The 19,537-nt window shown below is 38.6% G+C and carries 20 protein-coding genes and 1 CRISPR repeat array; of the genes, 6 read left to right on the top strand and 14 right to left on the bottom strand.

The annotated features are described in order from the left end of the window. Positions 1 to 37: 37 nt before the first annotated feature. From H6F45_RS22950 to H6F45_RS22940, 3 genes are all read right to left on the bottom strand, one after another. Positions 38 to 199, bottom strand: a complete 162-nt coding sequence (locus H6F45_RS22950; protein ID WP_190348478.1) for a hypothetical protein — start codon at positions 197 to 199, stop codon at positions 38 to 40. A 329-nt stretch (positions 200 to 528) separates the two neighbouring features. After that, complete coding sequence (hisS, locus tag H6F45_RS22945; RefSeq protein ID WP_187041538.1) at positions 529 to 1,932, bottom strand: histidine--tRNA ligase; 1,404 nt, start codon at positions 1,930 to 1,932, stop codon at positions 529 to 531. A gap of 156 nt (positions 1,933 to 2,088) precedes the next feature. Further along, positions 2,089 to 3,510: an aldehyde dehydrogenase family protein gene (locus H6F45_RS22940; protein ID WP_190348477.1), complete on the bottom strand. Its 1,422-nt coding sequence runs from the start codon at positions 3,508 to 3,510 to the stop codon at positions 2,089 to 2,091. Between the two features lie 307 nt (positions 3,511 to 3,817). On the opposite strand from H6F45_RS22940, the gene H6F45_RS22935 reads away from it, so the two are divergent. Together H6F45_RS22935 and H6F45_RS22930 are read left to right on the top strand one after the other, a co-directional pair. Further along, on the top strand, positions 3,818 to 3,988 hold the full coding sequence (locus H6F45_RS22935; RefSeq protein WP_190348476.1) for a hypothetical protein: 171 nt from the start codon (positions 3,818 to 3,820) through the stop codon (positions 3,986 to 3,988). Positions 3,989 to 4,128: 140 nt separating this feature from the next. Further along, positions 4,129 to 4,992, top strand: coding sequence for an oxaloacetate decarboxylase (locus H6F45_RS22930; protein WP_190348475.1), 864 nt, complete (start codon positions 4,129 to 4,131; stop codon positions 4,990 to 4,992). Here the strand turns inward: H6F45_RS22930 and H6F45_RS22925 are convergent. Next, positions 4,956 to 5,105 (bottom strand): hypothetical protein, encoded by a 150-nt coding sequence (locus H6F45_RS22925; RefSeq protein ID WP_190348474.1) that lies wholly within the window; start codon positions 5,103 to 5,105, stop codon positions 4,956 to 4,958. The genes H6F45_RS22930 and H6F45_RS22925 overlap by 37 nt on opposite strands. Before the next feature lie 70 nt (positions 5,106 to 5,175). On the opposite strand from H6F45_RS22925, the gene H6F45_RS27155 reads away from it, so the two are divergent. Continuing rightward, entirely contained in the window at positions 5,176 to 5,304 is a 129-nt protein-coding gene (locus tag H6F45_RS27155) for a hypothetical protein (RefSeq protein ID WP_255427218.1), read from the top strand. 127 nt (positions 5,305 to 5,431) lie between these two features. After that, the gene (locus H6F45_RS22915; protein WP_190348473.1) at positions 5,432 to 5,569 is read left to right on the top strand and encodes a hypothetical protein; all 138 of its coding nucleotides are present in this window, start codon (positions 5,432 to 5,434) and stop codon (positions 5,567 to 5,569) included. 406 nt (positions 5,570 to 5,975) lie between these two features. Then, positions 5,976 to 7,176: direct repeats of the CRISPR family, unit length 37 nt; unit sequence GTTTTTCATAACCTTTTCCCCGCAAGGGGATGGAAAC. A gap of 342 nt (positions 7,177 to 7,518) precedes the next feature. On the opposite strand, the gene bioF is transcribed toward H6F45_RS22915, so the two are convergent. The 3 genes from bioF to H6F45_RS22900 form a co-directional block, all read right to left on the bottom strand. Further along, a complete protein-coding gene (gene bioF / locus H6F45_RS22910; RefSeq protein ID WP_190348472.1) occupies positions 7,519 to 8,718 on the bottom strand; it encodes an 8-amino-7-oxononanoate synthase in 1,200 nt (399 codons plus the stop codon). A gap of 155 nt (positions 8,719 to 8,873) precedes the next feature. After that, positions 8,874 to 9,527 carry a Holliday junction branch migration protein RuvA gene (gene ruvA / locus H6F45_RS22905; RefSeq protein ID WP_096569676.1) on the bottom strand — a complete coding sequence of 218 codons (654 nt, stop codon included), beginning with the start codon at positions 9,525 to 9,527 and terminating at the stop codon, positions 8,874 to 8,876. Then, positions 9,524 to 10,270, bottom strand: coding sequence for a sucrose-phosphate phosphatase (locus H6F45_RS22900; RefSeq protein WP_190348471.1), 747 nt, complete (start codon positions 10,268 to 10,270; stop codon positions 9,524 to 9,526). Before H6F45_RS22900 ends, ruvA begins: the two co-directional genes overlap by 4 nt. A 295-nt stretch (positions 10,271 to 10,565) precedes the next feature. Between H6F45_RS22900 and H6F45_RS22895 the strand changes: the two genes are divergently transcribed. Beyond that, positions 10,566 to 11,294 (top strand): Uma2 family endonuclease, encoded by a 729-nt coding sequence (locus tag H6F45_RS22895; protein ID WP_190348470.1) that lies wholly within the window; start codon positions 10,566 to 10,568, stop codon positions 11,292 to 11,294. Positions 11,295 to 11,358: 64 nt separating this feature from the next. On the opposite strand, the gene H6F45_RS22890 is transcribed toward H6F45_RS22895, so the two are convergent. The 7 genes from H6F45_RS22890 to H6F45_RS22860 all read right to left on the bottom strand — a co-directional run bounded on the left by H6F45_RS22890 (position 11,359) and on the right by H6F45_RS22860 (position 19,231). Beyond that, on the bottom strand, positions 11,359 to 11,916 hold the full coding sequence (locus tag H6F45_RS22890) for a Uma2 family endonuclease (RefSeq protein ID WP_190348469.1): 558 nt from the start codon (positions 11,914 to 11,916) through the stop codon (positions 11,359 to 11,361). A 391-nt stretch (positions 11,917 to 12,307) separates the two neighbouring features. Next, entirely contained in the window at positions 12,308 to 13,951 is a 1,644-nt protein-coding gene (locus H6F45_RS22885; RefSeq protein WP_096569670.1) for an acetolactate synthase large subunit, read from the bottom strand. A 143-nt stretch (positions 13,952 to 14,094) separates the two neighbouring features. Continuing rightward, entirely contained in the window at positions 14,095 to 15,462 is a 1,368-nt protein-coding gene (locus H6F45_RS22880; protein ID WP_190348468.1) for an NAD-dependent succinate-semialdehyde dehydrogenase, read from the bottom strand. A 718-nt stretch (positions 15,463 to 16,180) separates the two neighbouring features. Next, on the bottom strand, positions 16,181 to 17,062 hold the full coding sequence (ylqF, locus tag H6F45_RS22875) for a ribosome biogenesis GTPase YlqF (protein ID WP_137668569.1): 882 nt from the start codon (positions 17,060 to 17,062) through the stop codon (positions 16,181 to 16,183). A gap of 283 nt (positions 17,063 to 17,345) precedes the next feature. After that, complete coding sequence (locus H6F45_RS22870; protein ID WP_137669546.1) at positions 17,346 to 17,711, bottom strand: VOC family protein; 366 nt, start codon at positions 17,709 to 17,711, stop codon at positions 17,346 to 17,348. A gap of 99 nt (positions 17,712 to 17,810) precedes the next feature. Beyond that, the gene (locus H6F45_RS22865) at positions 17,811 to 19,028 is read right to left on the bottom strand and encodes a M20 family metallopeptidase (RefSeq protein ID WP_096569662.1); all 1,218 of its coding nucleotides are present in this window, start codon (positions 19,026 to 19,028) and stop codon (positions 17,811 to 17,813) included. Continuing rightward, positions 19,025 to 19,231, bottom strand: a complete 207-nt coding sequence (locus H6F45_RS22860; RefSeq protein WP_190348467.1) for a hypothetical protein — start codon at positions 19,229 to 19,231, stop codon at positions 19,025 to 19,027. The genes H6F45_RS22865 and H6F45_RS22860 overlap by 4 nt, the downstream gene beginning before the upstream one ends. Here H6F45_RS22860 and H6F45_RS22855 point away from each other — a divergent pair. Next, on the top strand, positions 19,212 to 19,537 hold a 326-nt coding region (locus H6F45_RS22855; protein WP_190348466.1), incomplete at its 3' end, for a hypothetical protein. The genes H6F45_RS22860 and H6F45_RS22855 overlap by 20 nt on opposite strands.

Raw genomic sequence — 19,537 nt, 5'->3', positions numbered from 1 at the left:
GATCGCAGTTCCGTTATAGTTTTACTTGATAGTTTTACTATGGTTGTGCGATCGCCCTAATTAATTGATACCTAGCCAAAGGAATCAATTCATCAATTATTATATTTCTGATCTTGTGAATATTGGATGTAGTGTTATACCCATCAGGTGTTTCACCCCACGTTGATAATTTCCAGCTATTTTCAGGTAAATAAACCACATTTTGATTTAGGTTTCGCGTCAACATGTGGTCTAAAGATATGAAAACTGCTGTAACAACCACCTTATTGCAATTTTCACCACTCAAAGGTTACACACCTTTTGAGGGGATGGCAAGATAGTAATCTACATCGTAAGATTATCTATCTTCTTCTCTTCGTGTTCTACCCTTCGGGAACACCTTTGGTGAACGTTTTTTCCTAGTTCATTATTTAGCAATGTCCAATAAAATTAAAATACTGGACATTGCTATTAATTTTATTGGAAAAAGCCCATCAACTTGTCGAATAAACCACGTAAAAAGCGCATAAACGAAGGTTTAGGTACTTATTACACTGATGTAATTATACCTAACCTTTGTTTAATTTCTTCAGCTAAATTTGCTAAAGCTACCTCTATTTGTTCACCTGTTTGTAAATCTTTGAGTGATGATTTTTCCGCTGCTGCTTCATCAGCACCAATGATCACACAAAATCTAATTCCCTGTTTATCTGCGGCTTGAAATTGTTTACCCAATTGTTTTTTATCAAAATTGGTAACAACGTTAATTCCTGCTTGTCTTAATTGTTGTGATACCTTTAAATAAACAGGCATTAAATCTTCCTGCATATTCACTACCATTACCTGCGCTGGTGTGGGTGGTAATGTATTCAAAATCCCTGCTTTTAACAAGCGACTAATTAACCGCGTTAAGCCGATAGAAATGCCAACACCCGGCATTTTTTCCCCTAAAAACATTCCTACTAATTCTTCATATCTGCCACCAGAACAGATACTACCTAAAGCTTCATGTCCAATTAAACTTGTTTCGTAAACAGTTCCTGTATAATAGTTTAAACCACGAGCAATAGATAAATCAATACAGAAACGTTTATCAGCAACTCCTAAATCTCTGACTCCATTAATTACGGTTTCTAGTTCACTGACTCCTAAATTAAATTCTTCGGCTGATGGTAAGTTTAAACCTAGATATTTGAGTTTATCTAAAACATCATCAACGCTACCATCAATTTTGATAAACTCAATGATTTTCTCTGTTTGTTCTAAAGAAATACCTTCTTTTTCTAATTCTTGTTTAACTTTCGCTTCGCCGATTTTTTCTAAGTTATCAATGATGCCAATACAAGCTTTAATTTGGTTTTCAGCTACTCCTACAGATTGAAAGAACCCAGTGAGAATTTTTCGGTTGTTGATGCGAATGACAAAATCACCGATATTAATAGCTTCAAATATTTCGGTGATAATTGCTGGCATTTGGGCATCATATAATAAACTGAGTTTACCACGAGCCACAACATCAATATCACATTGGCGAAACTGCCGAAAACGTCCATCTTTTGCTCGTTCTCCCCGAAAAACTACATCCATTTGATAACGCGCAAAGGGAAAAGTTAATTCATTTAAATGCCGGGCAATATAAGCAGCAAAAGGAACAGTTTGATCAAATTTTAAAGCTCTTGCTTCTGAACCTGTTTCCCCAGATTTATCTTTTTCAGCTTGGCGATTTGGTGGTAAAATTGGATCAATACCATATATTATATTATCACCTTGATTTCCCTTTGCTTGCAGCACTTCTAACCTTTCTACTGCTGGGGTTTCAATGGGTGTAAAACCATAACTTTCAAAAACTTTACGAATTATATCTAATAAATATACTTCGAGACGCTTTTCGCTGGGAAGAAATTCGGGAAAACCGCTAGGAGTGGAAAAGTTGATTTTGTCGCTTTTTGCCATGCTTTTACCTTGTTGGTGAATAAGTAGTTATGATACTAAATTACAGCTATTTTCAGGTAAATGAACCACATCGTGATTTTGGTAATTGGTAATTGGTAATTGGTAATTGGTAATTGATAGATTTCTTTCTGTCACCTGTCACCTGTCACCTGTCACCTATTCTGAATCATGAAACCACCAAGGATCTTTACTGGTGTTCATTTTAATCAAAAAGGCTTTTTTTCTGAGGAAGCGTTTTAAACCAGCAGGACCCATGCGCGAACCTCCTAAACCAGAAAATTTAAAAGCGTTTTTTTCTCCTTCGTGCATTATAGCTGTTAAACCGGCATCATTAATACTAATAGCTCCTACATCTAATTGCATTCCAATTTCTAATGCTAATTCTGCTGATTCTGCAAATATAGCAGCACTCAATCCATAAATAGAATCATTGGCTAAATCTATGGCTTCTTCAATACTAGAAAAAGGCATTATTGGCATAATTGGACCAAAGGTTTCTTCGTTCATGATTTTCATAAAATGGTGAACGTTGGTGATTACTGTGGGACGACACCACCAACCACCACCTATTTCTTCTACTTTACCACCACAGTGAATTATTGCTCCTTTGTCAACGGCATCTTTTAAATGTTCGTTAATAATTGCTGCTTGTTTTTCAGAAATGATTGGTCCTATTTCTCCGCTTTCAATTGTAGGATATGCTAGTTGCAAACGATGGGCTTTTGTGACTAATAAATGATAAAATTCTTCATATATAGATTCAGCTACATAAATTCTTTCAATTGATAAACATGATTGTCCTGTGTTGACAACAGAACCCCATAAAATTGCGGAAGTTGCTAAATCTAAATCTGCTGATTCTAAGACAATTGCGGGATCTTTTCCACCTAATTCTAAGTATGCGGGAATGAAGTTTCTAGCGGCAGTTTCTGCTACTACTCTTCCTGTTTCTACACTACCTGTAAAACAAATTAAATCTACTTCTTCTATTAAAGCCGCTCCTGTTTGTCCTGCACCTTCGACAAAATTTAAGGCATCTCTTAAATGGGGAATTGTATTTAATTTTGTCATTAAAGGTGCAACAAACCGGGGTGTAAGTTCACTCGGTTTTACTATCACCGCACAACCTGCTAATAAGGCGGGAATTGTATCAATTGTAGATAATAAAAGGGGAAAATTCCAAGGGCTAATTACACCAACTAGGGGGTAAGGAACAGCAGTTTGATGTAAAGCAATAAAGGGAATAGATGTGTTTTTGGATGTTTCTTGTAATAGCTGGGGAGCTAAATTACACCATCTATCAATGCTATTTAAAAAAGAGTCTATTTCTAATATTGATGTTGCTAATCTACCTGTATCATTGACTAAGGCATCTGTTAATAATTTGCGTTCTGTTAATATCGCTTGTTTCCATTGTTTTAATGCTTCAATTCTACCTTCTATACCGATTTCTTGCCAAGCATTTTGTCCCCTACGGAGTCGATGACATTGCTGAGAAAGCAATTTCGGGGGTGGGGGAATGATGACATAATCAAATTTACCTGTGCGGGGGTTGCGGACTTCTATGGGTTTTGTCATTGGCAGGAACAGGGACTAGGACTAGGGACTAGGGACTAGGGACTAGGGACTAGAGAATTATTTATTCTTCAAATTATGGTCAGTAGGTTAGAAAGTGGATATATCCCCAACTTCTTGAGGAAGTCGGGGATCTGGGTATTATGTTTTTAGGTTATCATAATCAGGACTTACGCAAAAGGGAACGAAAGTAGGGGTAATTCATGAATTACCCCTACGCAAGAATAAGGTTTTCAGTCACATCTTCCGTAAGTCCTAATAATATTAGATTTTATAGTAGATATTGACAACTATTATTTCATAAACAAATATGAACTTAAATTTACCTATCCTTAACCAAATCGCTAACTGCAAAAACTTACTCATTGGGGGGATGGGAGGAGGTTTTGATATTTTCTGTGGTTTACGGATTTACTTTGATTTGCGAAGTTTGGGAATAAAAGCTAATCTTGCTAATCTGAGTTTTTCTAACATTCAGTAAATGCTCAAAATTATGCAAAAACAACCATGAAGAATTGCAGAGAAAATTCCTTTACCTTAAATTATTATAACTGACGAAAAATATCTATTAAACCGTGAAATTAAGATATTATTAAAGATGTTAACTGTATGATTTTGGTGATGTCTACTTCTCAAAAATTGCGGGAATTACTCGCAGGTTCGGAAATTATTGTTATTCCCGGTGTCTATGACTGTCTGAGTGCGAAGTTAGTAGAAAAAACGGGTTTTACAGTTGCTGCTACTAGCGGTTTTGGTATTGCTGCTTCTACCTTGGGTTTACCTGATTATGGTTTTCTCACTGCTACAGAAATGTTCTATAGTGTGGGAAGAATAACCCAATCAATTAATATACCATTAATTGCTGATTGTGATACTGGTTATGGTAATGCTTTAAACGTGATGCGGACGGTAAAAGATGCGGTAAAAATTGGTTTAGCGGGGATAATTTTGGAGGATCAAGAATGGCCTAAAAAATGTGGTCATTTTGAAGGTAAGCGAGTTATTTCTATGGAGGAACACGCGGGAAAAATTCGTGCTGCTGTAGATGCTCGTGGTGATAGTGGTTTGGTAATTATAGCCCGAACTGATGCACGCGCACCGTTGGGTTTAGAAGCAGCTATTGAACGAGGAAAATCTTATATTAATGCGGGTGCAGATGTTTTGTTTATCGAAGCTCCCCAATCTGTGAGAGAATTAGAAATTATTGCTGATTCTTTTCCTGATATTCCTTTAGTTGCGAATATTGTGGAAGGTGGAAAAACACCGGAAATTACAACCGCAGAATTACAAAGTTTGGGTTTTAAAATTGTCTTTTTTCCCTTGACTGCGCTGATGGTTGTCACTGAAGTAATGAGTAATTGTTTTCAACATCTAAAAGAACAGGGAAATACAGCTAATTTATCGGGTTTGATGGGTTTTCAAGATTTTCAAAATTTGATGGGTGTTCCTCAATATTTGCAAGTTGAAAAGAAGTATAAAGAGTAAGTTAGTGATTGGTGATTGGTGATTGGTGATTGGTGATTGGTGATTGGTGATTGGTGATTGGTGATTGGTGATTGGTGATTGGTGATTGGTGATTGGTGATTGGGAAAAATCAACTTTTAACTATCACCACATTTATCAATCTTTGGAGTTACACTAAATAATAACAGCATACAATGATTAATTATGGTTAACTCTCCTTTAGTTTTAACAACTATCCCCACTGATACTTGGGTAGAAGCAACTTGGGAAGATTTTCTCACTTTTGCAGTTCAAGGAGTCAGGAGTCGTAGGGGCGAAGCATTCGGAAAATAGCCTGTGATAAAAATTGATAATTTATCGTCCGAATGCTTCGCCCTTACAGGAAAATAGCCTGTGATAAAAATTGATAATTTATCGTCCGAATGCTTCGCCCTTACAGGAAAATAGCCTGTGATAAAAATTGATAATTTATCGTCCGAATGCTTCGCCCTTACAGGAAAATAACCTGGGACAAAAATTGATAATTGGTCGTCCGAATGCTGATGCTTCCAGCACACTTCGCGAACGCCCGTACAGGAGTCAGGAGTCAGTGGTTTGACTTTGCTTTTCCCTTCTGCCTCCTGCTTTGTCATAACGACAATTTTTCACACCCACTTGGTTAACTTTTGTAAATTTGAGAACTGGGGAAAATACAGCATTTTAACTACCAATATCCTTAATATTTCGTTGTTTGCGGGATTGTAACGGAATGTTAAGAACTTTGATAAGTTTGGCGCAAGCAGCTATAAAGATTTACATTTAGTAATGTTCTGTGATTTTAAGAAAATGTTAGTTTTTTGGGTTGACATCTGGGAGTTTTTCGGTTAAATTATTTTTATTGGCTGGAAACAGCAATCTGTACCAATAAAATTGAATACTGACTTTGCTTGTTACATCTTTGTTTCCGTAGCTTGGCGCAAATGCCCTTTGAAAGCTAAATGTAACAAGGTTTCCGTGAGTATAGGGTTTTTCATAACCTTTTCCCCGCAAGGGGATGGAAACCATCCCGCTCCTCTGGGTTGTTCTCAGCTCTACGATTTGCTAAGTCATGTTTTTCATAACCTTTTCCCCGCAAGGGGATGGAAACTTTTAACTCGTTTTCTCCCGGCTTCTAATGCGTCAAAAGTTTTTCATAACCTTTTCCCCGCAAGGGGATGGAAACTTCTCACACTAACATCTAGGGTTCCCACTCTCTGAGAAGGAGGAACGTTTTTCATAACCTTTTCCCCGCAAGGGGATGGAAACCAACAGGTGGTACTCCAGAAGTTGATACCGGTGGCAGCACCTTTCGTTTTTCATAACCTTTTCCCCGCAAGGGGATGGAAACTTTGTCGCCAACCATAACCTGATACGCTTTCATAATTCGTTTTTCATAACCTTTTCCCCGCAAGGGGATGGAAACTCAGTTGACTGAAAGTGGTAGTTAGCTTTCTAGCTAACTCCTGTTTTTCATAACCTTTTCCCCGCAAGGGGATGGAAACAAGGCTGTATACCATGTTCCGCTATTAAATCATCTAGGTTTTTCATAACCTTTTCCCCGCAAGGGGATGGAAACCCCATGAAGACGTTATTATAAGCATCAAAATCCCCGTTTTTCATAACCTTTTCCCCGCAAGGGGATGGAAACGCGAAACTGTTTTTAAACTGAAACTTTGTGATAGTCTAGCTTCAGTGTTTTTCATAACCTTTTCCCCGCAAGGGGATGGAAACAAGAGCGGAAGCAATTAAGCTTCCTTCTGTTGAACTAACCAGTCGTTTTTCATAACCTTTTCCCCGCAAGGGGATGGAAACACCTAACATAGCTCTGACATCAAACTTGAATATAGAGTTGTTTTTCATAACCTTTTCCCCGCAAGGGGATGGAAACTTTGTATGCCTTGATGTAATCTGGGTCTATTTCCATTGTTTTTCATAACCTTTTCCCCGCAAGGGGATGGAAACTTTTTTGGGGGTCGCCAATCTGTGAACATCAACGCGCGTTTTTCATAACCTTTTCCCCGCAAGGGGATGGAAACCACTCATAGCATCCCTCGCGACTGAATAATCCCATCAGTTTTTCATAACCTTTTCCCCGCAAGGGGATGGAAACGCCAAACCCCACCCTGCGGCGATCATCCAGTTTGATTGATGTTTTTCATACCTACTTCCCCGCAAGGGGATGGAAACATTTAATAAGCTTTTTAAATATGAAATGTGCCAAAAAAGTTTTGCACCCTCATTTTCGCAATAAACCCTAGCCATTCTCAAGATTATTGCTATAAATTCTCAACTATTTAACGAGTTTTGGTTTTTTCAGCGATTGATATTGACATACACTTTTTTTCTGGTATGATATATTTATAATCCCAAGGGGTGTATATAGTCTGTAAAAACTTGAGCAAATTTCTGTTTTGAGAATTGACAATTACCTCTGGATCATTCGTGAGAAGATGGGAAAACAAGAAATTTGTTCTTCTTGTCGCCGGTAAAGGGGATATTTGCAACATTGAATTAAACAATTGTCAATTATCAATTGTCAATTATCAATTGTTTTAAACTATTTACTAACTTATTAATATGCTCTTTTTCATGGGTTGCCATAATTGTCACCCTAATACGACTTGTTGGTACTGTGGGAGGACGGATAGCAGGAGCAAAAATACCCGCTTCCTTTAGCTTCTTACCTGCTGTTAAAGCTGTAGCCGCATCAGGTAATTGAAAACAGAAGATCGGAGATTGGGAAGGTAAGATTTTTAAGTTAGGTGTTAACTTAGGTGTTAACTTAGTTAAATTTTCTGTAACCAAATGTTTTAAATAATCAACATTTGACCATAATCGCTGACGGCGTTCTGGTTGTTGTTGTACTATCTGAATTGCTGCTAAAGCTGCTGCTGTGTCTGCTGGTGATAGGGCAGTAGTGTATATCCAACTAGGTGCGCGGTTTCTGAGAAAGTCAATTAATTGATGACTTCCGGCCACATAACCGCCTAAACTTGCCAAAGCTTTGCTTAACGTGCCAACTTGGATTAACTCTCTGCCTGTACAACCAAAATGATCCACACAACCCGCCCCCGTTTTTCCCATAACTCCGGTAGCGTGTGCTTCATCTATCAGCAGCATACAACTATATTCGTCTGCTAGATCCAACAGTTCTGGAAGAGGACACAAATCACCATCCATACTAAAAACGCTGTCGGTGATAATCAAACAACGTCGGTATTTTTGACGTTCTTGGTTTAACTTTGCCGTCAACGCCAGAATATCACAATGGGGATATTCTATGATGGTTGCACCGCTAAGAATTGCCCCATTTTTTAAGCTGGAATGGTTATATTGATCTGATAAAATTAAATCTCGCTTTCCCACTAAAGCAGTAATTGTACCGATATTTGCTAAATAACCAGAACTAAATACTACAGCGTCTTGTGTTTGTTTGGTAGATGCGATCGCCTGTTCCAATTCCCTGTGTAATTCTCGATGTCCAGTGAGTAATCTAGAACCCGTGCTGCCAGTACCGAATTGTTGAATAGCTTGAATAGCCGATGTTTTTAAATTTTCATCTGCTGCTAATCCCAAATAATCGTTACTAGCAAAATTAATCACCTCTTGCCCAGATAACAGCACAACAGCACCGGGTAGACTGCCAATAGTTTGTACAGAACGATACCAATCAGCCCGATGAATAGTTGTTAGTGATTCCTGTATCCAAGCGTAAGGATTTTTATTCATTACTCAGAAACGAAACAAACTAATTTTCAACACAAATAAACCTAAAATTGACCGATGACTCACGCAAAATCTCTCTAAATCACTCCTCTCTTTGTGTCCTTTGCGTACTTTGCGGTTCGTTAACAAGAACTTTCAACTCTGCCACCTGTCAAGAGTCACCTGCCACCTGCCATCTGAACTGCTTCACTACTGCTAAGATGAGCGATCGCTTGTTTAATCCAATCCTCCACATAGGCATCTTTAGTTAAACCAATATCTTCGCTAACAACGTGCAAAGCATGACTAACTTCATGGGGAGTGTAACCCAAAGCAAAGAGAGTCATTTGCACTTCTTCCAAAATACCTGGTGCTGGACCACCGGTAGCCACAAAAAACCCTGCTGACTTACGCCACTCAATCAGTTTACTTTTGAGTTCTAAAGATAAGCGTTCAGCAGTTTTCTTACCCACACCAGGGGTTTGAATGAGCATATTAATATTAGCAGCAATGATCGCCTGTACTAACTCTGGTAATTCCAAAGTATCCAAAAGAGCGATCGCTAAAGCTGAACCAATACCACTTACAGACAGCAGGTGACGAAATAAATCTCTTTCCGCAGGGGAAGAAAACCCATAGAGTACAGGAACTTCTTCCCGAATCTGGTAATGGGTAAAAATTTGTACCACATCACCAGTATTACTTAATTGGTTAGCGAGACGTTGGGGGATTTGTAAATCATACCCAATGCCATTTACCTCTAACGTGAGAATCGTGCGATTCGCGCTAACCGTTTGCACACCAGCCACAATACCTTTGAGATAGCTTATCATTTTAGGAACTTAAAGTATTTTAATCCTTCCATAATCCCCGCCGCACAATGCTTTTGTGCTAAGTAACGATATTCAGCAGGATACTGATTGTGCCATTGTAGTAATTCTGGTCTAGCATTACCGACAATGATACCCCGTTCCTCACCTACTGCGAATAAAGCAATATCATTACCTGAATCACCACAAACAACAGTCTGCTCGGCTGCAAATTGCCACTTTTGTCGTAGAAACTGCATTGCTTGACCTTTATCGCTGGTAAGGGGCAAAATGTCAAGGTCTATACCGCTACTATAAATTAATTTTATATTAAGTTGAAGTTTTTGCAATTCTGCCTCAAGTTGTGGTATAATACTTGCAAATTTTTCTTCTAAGAAAAAACTGACCTTAAAAAGACGTTGTTCGGATTCTGGTTGTAATTCCAATTCGGGGAATTTTTGGGTAATATCCAGTATAGATTCCCTTTGCCATCCGGGAGCAAGAATTTTTGACCATTGGGGATCGGGAGTATCGCTACCATCGAGATAAATCTCCGTACCCACAGATAAAACCAGTGCATCAGGTTGGATGAGGTTCTTTTCCTGTTGGAGTTCGCGGTAGAGAAGGGGAGAGCGTCCTGTGGAGTAGACTATTTTTGTACCATGTTGTTGACGATGATTTTCGAGGCGATCGCTCAATTCTAGCAAAGCTTGATCATCACCAACAAGAGTATTATCTAGATCAGTTACAAATAAAAACTTAGTCACAGCGATATCCTCAACTTGTGTGGTTATTGACATCAATACTTGGAAAGATTACCGCAAACTGAGGAAAATTTAACATTTTTTATCAGAAGTGAGGAGTCAGTAAGGGTGTAGCACTGCTAAACCCGTACAGGAGTCAGAATATTTATTTATGACAGGAATCTATAAAAGCAACTTTTTTGATCATAATTCCATCAATTATCTTCTTACTTTGCACCTTTGCTTCTTTGTGCCTTTGCGCGAAACTTTAATACCAAGTATAATTAAAATAACGCTATTGAATAAGTGAATAAAAATCATGACTGAACAACTTTTAGACAAAGTTGATGATCACTATATTCCAGATGCTAATTTACTGATTACAGAAGACGATACACCTGTGGATAACTTTCCATCTGCAAAACAACAACGACTTTTAGTTAGTTCGCTTTACAGTGATTTAGAATTACAACCTTGTTTAATAGAAGCCAATGTAGGAATTTATCATACCGATGGAGAACCTGCAATAGTACCCGATGTCTTTATTAGTTTTGATGTGCAAACTCCCGAAGAATGGTGGAAAAAACAAAATCGTTGTTACATGGTGTGGAAATTTGGTAAATCACCAGAATTAGTCATGGAAATAGTTTCTAACCAAGAAGGTGAAGAACTCACCAAAAAACTGAAAATATATGAAAGAATGAAAGTCAACTATTATCTAGTTTACGATCCGAATCAAGAACTAGGAGAAGATCAATTACACATTTATCAATTAGTCGGTAGACATTATGCAAAAACCTCAGAAACTTGGTTATCAGATATTAACTTAGGTGTGACATTTTGGGAAGGAGAATTTGAAGGAAGAAATGATATTTGGTTACGTTGGTGTGATCAACAAGGAATGGTAATACCTACAGGTGATGAACGTGCTGCAAGGGAGAAATTAGAAAAAGAAGAAGCACAAAGACGCGCCCAAGAAGCCGAAAATCGCGCTCAATTATTAGCGCAGAAATTGAGAGAATTAGGAGTAGATCCTGATACAATTTAAAAAATGTTGGTAACGGGTAATGGGTAATGGGTAATAATTATTTCCTATTCCCTATTCCCTAACTTTAAGGAATACCCGCTTGTTGAAAAATTTGTTCTGCTGAAATTACCAAACCTGGAAATAGAGAATCTTCTAAACTATCATTACCCCGTTTTGTTTGGGGACGTGCATCAGGATAAAATATAGTGACAGTTTTCGCTTTCGGATCTATTACCCACACCCTCATTACACCTGCATCTAGATAATTTGTAGCTTTAGCACTCATTTCTCCAAAAGATTGATCAGGTGATATAATTTCTATAACTAAATCAGGAGGAATAGGACAAGCTTCATTTTCAATGACATCACTCGGAAAACGGGAATAAGAAACATATAATAAATCTGGAACAGGGACCCAATCTTTACCGCAAAGTTTTAAAATAACTGCCCATTCTATACCTACTTCCCCTTTATTTTCTGCCCATTGTGTGAGAATTAAACATAATGCAATAGTTAATCGAGAATGGAATCTTTTAGGTGACATTTTTGCTTTTGCTTCCCCGTTAACTAATTCATAAGTGATATCCTCTTCTGGAAGGTTGAGAAATTCTTGTAGTGTCAGTTGATTTTTAATAGCAATCATAAGTTTGTCAGAATCATAATGTCCAGGATTTTAGGATTTACAGGATTTGGTTTATCTGTGCTTATCTGCGTTCATCCGCGTTCTATTTTTGATATTTTTTATTTTTTATTGATGGTAGATAACTTTTTTTAACGAACCACAGAGGCACAGATGACACAGAGGAAAAATTAAAGTTAGTGAAGTTTAGATGTCTGCTTTTTTGGTTAATCTTGATTATATCAGATATTATTTTTAAGGATATAAAATAACATCCTGTACATCCTTAAATCTTAGATATCATCTCAACTTCACTTGATAACCCACCAAATTCATTTTCTGGGTAATCGGTAATAGGTAATGGGTAATTATATTTTTCCCAATCGCCAATTACCAATTACCAATTACCAATCACCTAAATCTCACAACTTAACTCATCAGCTTTTTGCGTAAACTTGCGATTTTCTCGATAGTCTACCCTACAATCTATAACAGCAGGGACATCTTGAATTAAAGCTTCTTTTAAAACAGGAATTAAATCAGTTACAGACTCAACGCGATAACCTTTTAAACCCATACTTTCCGCTAATTTAACAAAATCAGGATTACCAAAATGGACAAAAGCAGCGTTACCTTTACCAAATTGATTTTCCTGTTTCCACTCAATTAAACCATAGCCACCATCATTAAAAATTAAGGTGACAAAAGCAGTACCCACCCGCAAAGCTGTCTCTAATTCTTGACAGTTCATCATAAAACCACCGTCACCGGTGACAGCAACAACTTTACGATTGGGATAGACTAATTTAGCAGCTAAAGCGCCAGGAATAGCAATTCCCATTGCTGCAAAACCATTAGAAATAATGCAAGTGTTCGGACTATGACAATGATAATGTCTAGCCATCCACATTTTATGTGCGCCGACATCAGAAATTACAATATCATCGGGTCCCATTACCTGCCGCAAATCATAAATTAATTTTTGTGGTTTAATGGGAAATCCATCATCATTGGCATATCTTTCATAATCTGCGCGAATATTTGGCCGTAAACTAATAGCATAAGGATTAGGTTTACCTTGTCTATCAGCGACTTTTAAAATTTCATTCAGTGCATCAGAAATATCCCCTACCACTTCCACTTTGGGAATATAACTACTATCAATTTCTGAGGAAGTAGCTGCAATATGGACAATGGGAATATTACCTTCAGGATTCCATTTTTTAGGAGAAAATTCGATTAAATCATAACCAATTGCGATGACTAAATCTGCATGATCAAAACCACAGGTGATAAAATCTCTTTGTTGTAATCCTACAGACCATAAAGCCAAAGGATGGGTATAGGGAATTACTCCTTTACCCATAAAGGTATTAACAACAGGAATATTTAATTGGGTAGCAAATTGGGTTACAGCGTCACTAGCTTGGGCGCGAATTGCTCCATTTCCTACTAAAATGATCGGGTTTACTGCTTGGGAAATAAGCGCAGATGCAGCGCGAATACTAGCGAAAGCTGCATAGGTTTTTTCAATGTGATCTCTTTGTAAAGGTTTGCCTTCTACGGGCATGGCTGCAATATTTTCTGGTAAGTCAATGTGAACAGCACCAGGTTTTTCTGTTTGCGATCGCTTGAAGGCTTTTCTGACTACTTCTGGTGTAATACTCGGTCTAACTATCTGTTTATTCCATTTAGTAACCGGGGCAAACATAGCCACCAAATCTAAATATTGATGAGACTCAATGTGCATTCTATCTGTTCCCACCTGTCCGGTAATAGCTACTAATGGCGCACCATCCAGGTTAGCATCAGCTACACCAGTCATTAAATTAGTAGCACCAGGACCAAGAGTAGAAAGACAAACCCCCGCCTTACCAGTTAACCTCCCATAAACATCGGCCATGAATGCAGCACCTTGTTCATGACGAGTGGTAATAAATTGAATGGAGGATTTTTTTAAAGCTTCTAAAACGTGCAGGTTTTCCTCACCAGGTAAACCAAAAACGTACTGTACACCTTCATTTTCTAAACACTGTACCAATAATTCAGCAGTATTCATGATTATTTCCTCAAAGTAATAATTAAAGGAGTCAGGAGTCAGGAGTCAGGAGGAAGAAGAAAGAATGAATTTTTAAACTTTTGCCTTTTGCCTTTTGCCTTTTGCCTTCTTACTGTCACCTGTCACCTGTCACCTGTCACCTGTCACCTCATCCAAACTGTCTTGATATTCACAAATTCATGAATACCTTGAATACTTAACTCTCTTCCATATCCAGAACGTTTAATACCCCCAAAAGGTAAACGCGGATCAGATTTAACCATGCCATTAATAAATACTGCCCCGGCTTCAATTTCTTGAATGAGGCGATTTTTTTCTGCTTCATTATTTGTCCAGGCACTTGCACCTAAACCAAAGGGTATATCATTAGCTAATTTGATCGCTTCATTAATATCCCTAACTCGGAATAATAAAGCCACTGGTCCAAAAAATTCTTCCTTTGCAATAGGATTTTCTACCGGGATATCTATAATAATAGTAGGTGGGTAAAAATTGCCAGGTTGATCTTTTAAAGCATTACCACCTGTGAGGACTTTAGCACCATTTTCTACCGCAATTTTCACCTGATTTTCTAAATCTTGGAGAATATCGGGTGTTGCTAATGGTCCAATATCTGTATCATCAGCCAAAGGATCACCGATTTTCAAAGTTTGAAATTTTGCTAAGAGCATTTTTTCAAACTCATCGGCAATTTGATCAGCAACAATAAACCGTTTCGCTGCTATACAAGATTGACCATTATTGATCATTCGTGCGGTGACTGCGGTGGCTACGGCTAATTCTAAATCAGCACTTTCTAAGACTATAAAAGGGTCACTTCCCCCTAATTCTAAGACAGTTTTTTTAATTTGTTTACCAGATGCAACCGCTAAAGAAGCACCTGCGGGTTCACTTCCAGTTAATGTAGCAGCTTTGATCCGATCATCTGCCATTAAATCAGCTACTTTTGTAGCACCAATTAATAATGTTTGAAAAACTCCTTTGGGAAAACCTGCACGGTGGAAAATATCTTCTATTGCTAAGGCACATTGGGGGACATTAGAGGCGTGTTTGAGTAAACCTACATTGCCCGCCATTAATGCCGGTGCTGCAAACCGAAAAACTTGCCAAAAAGGAAAATTCCAGGGCATAACGGCGAGAATAACCCCCAATGGTTGATATTTTATAAAGCTGTGACTAGCATCGGTTTTAACTGTGACATCAGCTAAGAAACTGGCGGCATTTTCGGCATAGTAACGACAAACCAGGGCGCATTTTTCCACTTCTGCGATCGCAGATTTTAAGGTTTTACCCATTTCCAAGGTCATGATTTTGGCAAAATCAGCCTTTTCCTGTTCTAAAATATTCACTGCTTGGAGTAACCATTGCGATCGCTCCTCAAAACTTGTCTGACGATACTCCTGAAAACTTTGTTGGGCTAACTCCACTTTAGCCGCTATTTCACCATCCTCAAGCGGTTTAAATACTTTCAGAGTTTCCCCCGTAGCGGGATTAATGGTAGCAATAGCCATTCCCTGATCTCCTGTTAAAAACTAACTTCAGGTAGTTTCCTAGTGTTACACACATTCACGATAGCAGCTACCATCAAAATTGGGTTCCGAATTTTCTGACAGCATTTGATAAGTAGGGTTTGCTGAAAAAGTCTTGTCGTGGAGACAGGGAACAGGGAACTCTTAACAGGGAACAGGGAACAGTTTCAAGAGTTCGATGGGAGCGATTTTTTCTTTAAGTAGGGTTTGCTGAATAAACCTAAAACCTTGATATATCAAAGGTTAGAGGCTGATAAACACAGAAATTAGTGCAAGGGTTTTGAAGGGTATACCGGAAAAAGTGTGCATTTTTTGGGATTTCAAGAGATGGCAAAGAAATTTTCAAATCTCCTCCTGACTCCTGACTCCTGACTCCTGACTCCTATGCCATCACGGAAAGACTTTCTCAGCAACCCCTAAGTAGGAATTAAGTGCAAGGTTTTTTAGTTTCTCCCCCGCAAAAGCTTGCACTTTTTTAACTTCCAGCAGGCTAAGACCCTTTACCTATAATCTTTTCATGTTTATTCAGCAAAACCTACCTAAAGCTTTCTAACGTTAGTGACTCAGATCATCTGTGAGGCAGAATTGTCAACTTGCTACTTGGGCGATCGCCTCTGCTTACAGTCCCGACTTTTAACTAGTCAATTTCTACTCAAACCACTCATTTACTACTCAAAAAAGCCTGGAAACCGTTGTCAAATCAATGTGGTGGAATTTCTAAAGGTATATTACCTAAAAGTCCTTTGCGAAAATCGCTAACTAAAGTTCTAGCAGCGCGTTCAACATCTCCTTTATAACGATGTTCTGCGAGAACGTGCAAATATTCTTCTCCTGTGTGAATAATAGAATCAACTTCGTAGCGTGAAAGTAATGGGTGTGGTGGTAATAAATGAGGATGGCTTTCTTGCAGTTCGTTTAAAATATCTACAAAAGCAGCCGCCACTAATTGATTATCATAGGATGCTTCGCCAATATCATCACAAATTGCTAATTTGACTGCGGCTGCTTGATCATCTAATCTAGCAGGAATAACACCAGGTGCATCTAATAATTCTAATTGTTCAGAAATTCGCACCCATCGTAGTTGACGAGTCACCCCCGGACGCGCAGCACTTTCAACAACCCGTTTTCCTAGCAAGCGGTTAATTAATGCTGATTTTCCCACATTAGGAAAACCAATCACTACCGCACGCACTGGACGGGGTAACATTCCTCTTTGTTTTCGGCGTTCATTCAATTCTACCCCGGCTGCTTGCGCTGCTTTAGCTATGGCTGTGATACCTTGACCATGTTGAGCATTAGTAAAATAAGGGACTTGTTCTTGGCCTTTAAACCATTCTACCCATAGCGATCGCACTTGGGGGTAAATCATATCTAAACGGTTAATTACTAACACCCGCGACTTACTCCCCACCCATTCATTCATTTGCGGATGGTTTGTAGCTAAGGGAATACGTGCATCCCGCACTTCTAATATCACATCTACCCTTTTTAACTGTTCTTTGAGATTTTTTTCAGCTTTGGCAATGTGGCCAGGATACCATTGAATAAGATTTAATTTGTAATTTTGTGTGATGGACATTGGTGATTGGTGATTGGTGATTGGTGACTGGTGATTGGTGACTGGTGATTGGTGATTGGTGACTGGTGATTGGTGACTGGTGACTGGTGATTGGGTAAAAATAACTAATAACTAATAACTAACAACTAATAACGTAAGTTGCTAGTTATGCAAGAAAGGCTCTCAAATCGAAGTAACAAGGATAAGTAGATAGCAATAAAGCAGGGAACACAATCATAATTCATTCTTTTTCCTGACTCCTGACTCCTGACTCCTGACTCCTATTCCTAACTAGCAACTTGGGTTAATAACCTTGATGTAATATTAAACGATTGCCATCGGGGTCATAAGCGTAAATTTCTCTACCGTGGGATGCTATAGAAATCTTTCCCGGTGGGGGATAACCTAAAGATGTGAGGTGTGCGATCGCATTTTCTAAATTACTCACTTCTATACACAAACTTAGCGGACTTTTGCTATTGCTTACAAATTCTGATTCATCATTTTTCTTTGGTTTAAATATACCTAAAGTTAAACTCAGGATGTTAAACTCAGCATAAACATTAGGTATCATCTTTTTTGGTTCTTGTTCTAGTAACTGAATATAGAAATTTACCAATTGATCAAAATTTACCGTGCCAATGGTGACTAATACATTATTATATTCCATAAATGAATAAATTATACAAATTTTATAAAATTATTATAAAATTATTAAAATTTAGGAACAGGCAAGATGCCTATCCCACAATTATCACATTAGATTAGATTAGTTCAAAAATTTCTCGACACATCTAACAAAGATTTCTACACCCATAGCTAATGCTGTTTCATCAAAATCAAAACGCGGATGATGATGAGGATAATTTAATTTTTTCTCAGCATTGGCAGAACCTAAAAAGAAATAACAACCAGGAACTTCTTGCAGGAAAAATGACATATCTTCACTACCCATAATTTGACATTCTGGGATAATATTCACAGGTGTTTCTACTACTGTTTCTGCTACACTTCTCACTAACTCTGCTATTTCTGGATCATTAATGACTGGAGGATAAAGATTGACATATTCTAAGTCATAATTAGCGCCATGAGTTTGACAAACTCCAGCAATAATTTGTTCAATCCGTTTTTCAAAAAATCCTGCTAAGTCAGTGTTAAAATATCTGATAGATCCACTCATTCTTGCTGTATCAGCAATTACATTCATTCTTGTGCCGGCGTGGAGTTCACCTATTGTCACTACTGCTGATTCTAAGGGGTTGACGTTCCGCGCTACAATTGTTTGCAAGGCGTTGACAATTTGGGCTGCAACTACCACTGAATCAACTGTTTGATGAGGTAGCGCACCATGTCCACCTTTGCCTAAAATTGTACAGTTAAAATAGGAGATAGCTGCCATAAAAGCACCTGGACGAACTCCGACAATCCCCACTGGCAGATCATTCCACAAATGTAAACCGATCATGGCATCAACATCTGGGTTTTTCAAGACTCCAGCTTCAATCATCGGTTTTGCACCACCTGGACCTTCTTCTGCGGGTTGGAAGATGATTTTTACAGTACCGCTGAATTCTTGACGATGTTGTTGTAGGTAGTATGCTGTACCCATTGCGATCGCTGTATGTCCATCATGTCCGCAAGCGTGCATCACTCCATCATGCTGGGAGCAATAAGGTACTTCATTTTCCTCTTTAACTGGCAGAGCATCCATATCAGCACGGATACCTAGAACTTTATCAGGTCCAGATTTTTCACCTTTGACAATAGCCACAATGCCAGTTTCCGCGATACCAGTTTGATGTTCTATTCCCCAACTTTGCAACTTTTGGGAAATATACTCAGCAGTCAGTTTTTCTTGAAAACCTAACTCTGGTTTTTGATGTATGCGTCGTCTCCATTCTATTAACTGCGGTTGTAAAGCACGAATTTGTAACCGCACATTAGCAAGATTTTCAGTACCAGAATTTGGGATAGTAGAAATCATAATGGGTAATGGGTAATGGGTAATGGGTAATGGGTAATTGGTAATGGGTAATGGGTAATGGGTAATGGGTAATTGGTAATGGGTAATTGGTAATGGGTAATTGGTAATTGGTAATGGGTAATTGGTGGTAATTGGTAATTGGTAATTGGTAATTGGTGGTAATTGGTAATTGGTAATTGGTAATTGGTAATTGGGTTATTCATCTTCCCAGTCCCCAGTCACCAGTCCCCAGTCACCAGTCACCAGTCACCAGTCCCCAGTCACCAGTCCCCAGTCACCAGTCACCAGTCACCAGTCACCAGTCACCAGTCACCAGTCACCAGTCACCAGTCACCAGTCACCAGTCACCAGTCACCAGTCCCCAGTCACCAGTCCCCAGTCCCCAGTCACCAGTCACCAGTCACCAGTCACCAGTCACCAGTCACCAGTCACCAGTCACCAGTCACCAGTCACCAGTCACCAGTCACCAGTCACCAGTCACCAGTCACCAGTCCCCAGTCACCAGTCCC

Origin of the sequence: Sphaerospermopsis sp. FACHB-1194, from assembly GCF_014696235.1 — a bacterium.
Lineage (GTDB): Bacteria > Cyanobacteriota > Cyanobacteriia > Cyanobacteriales > Nostocaceae > Sphaerospermopsis > Sphaerospermopsis kisseleviana.
Note: the sequence above shows the minus strand (reverse complement) of the source record. Positions and strands in the feature narration are given on the sequence as shown.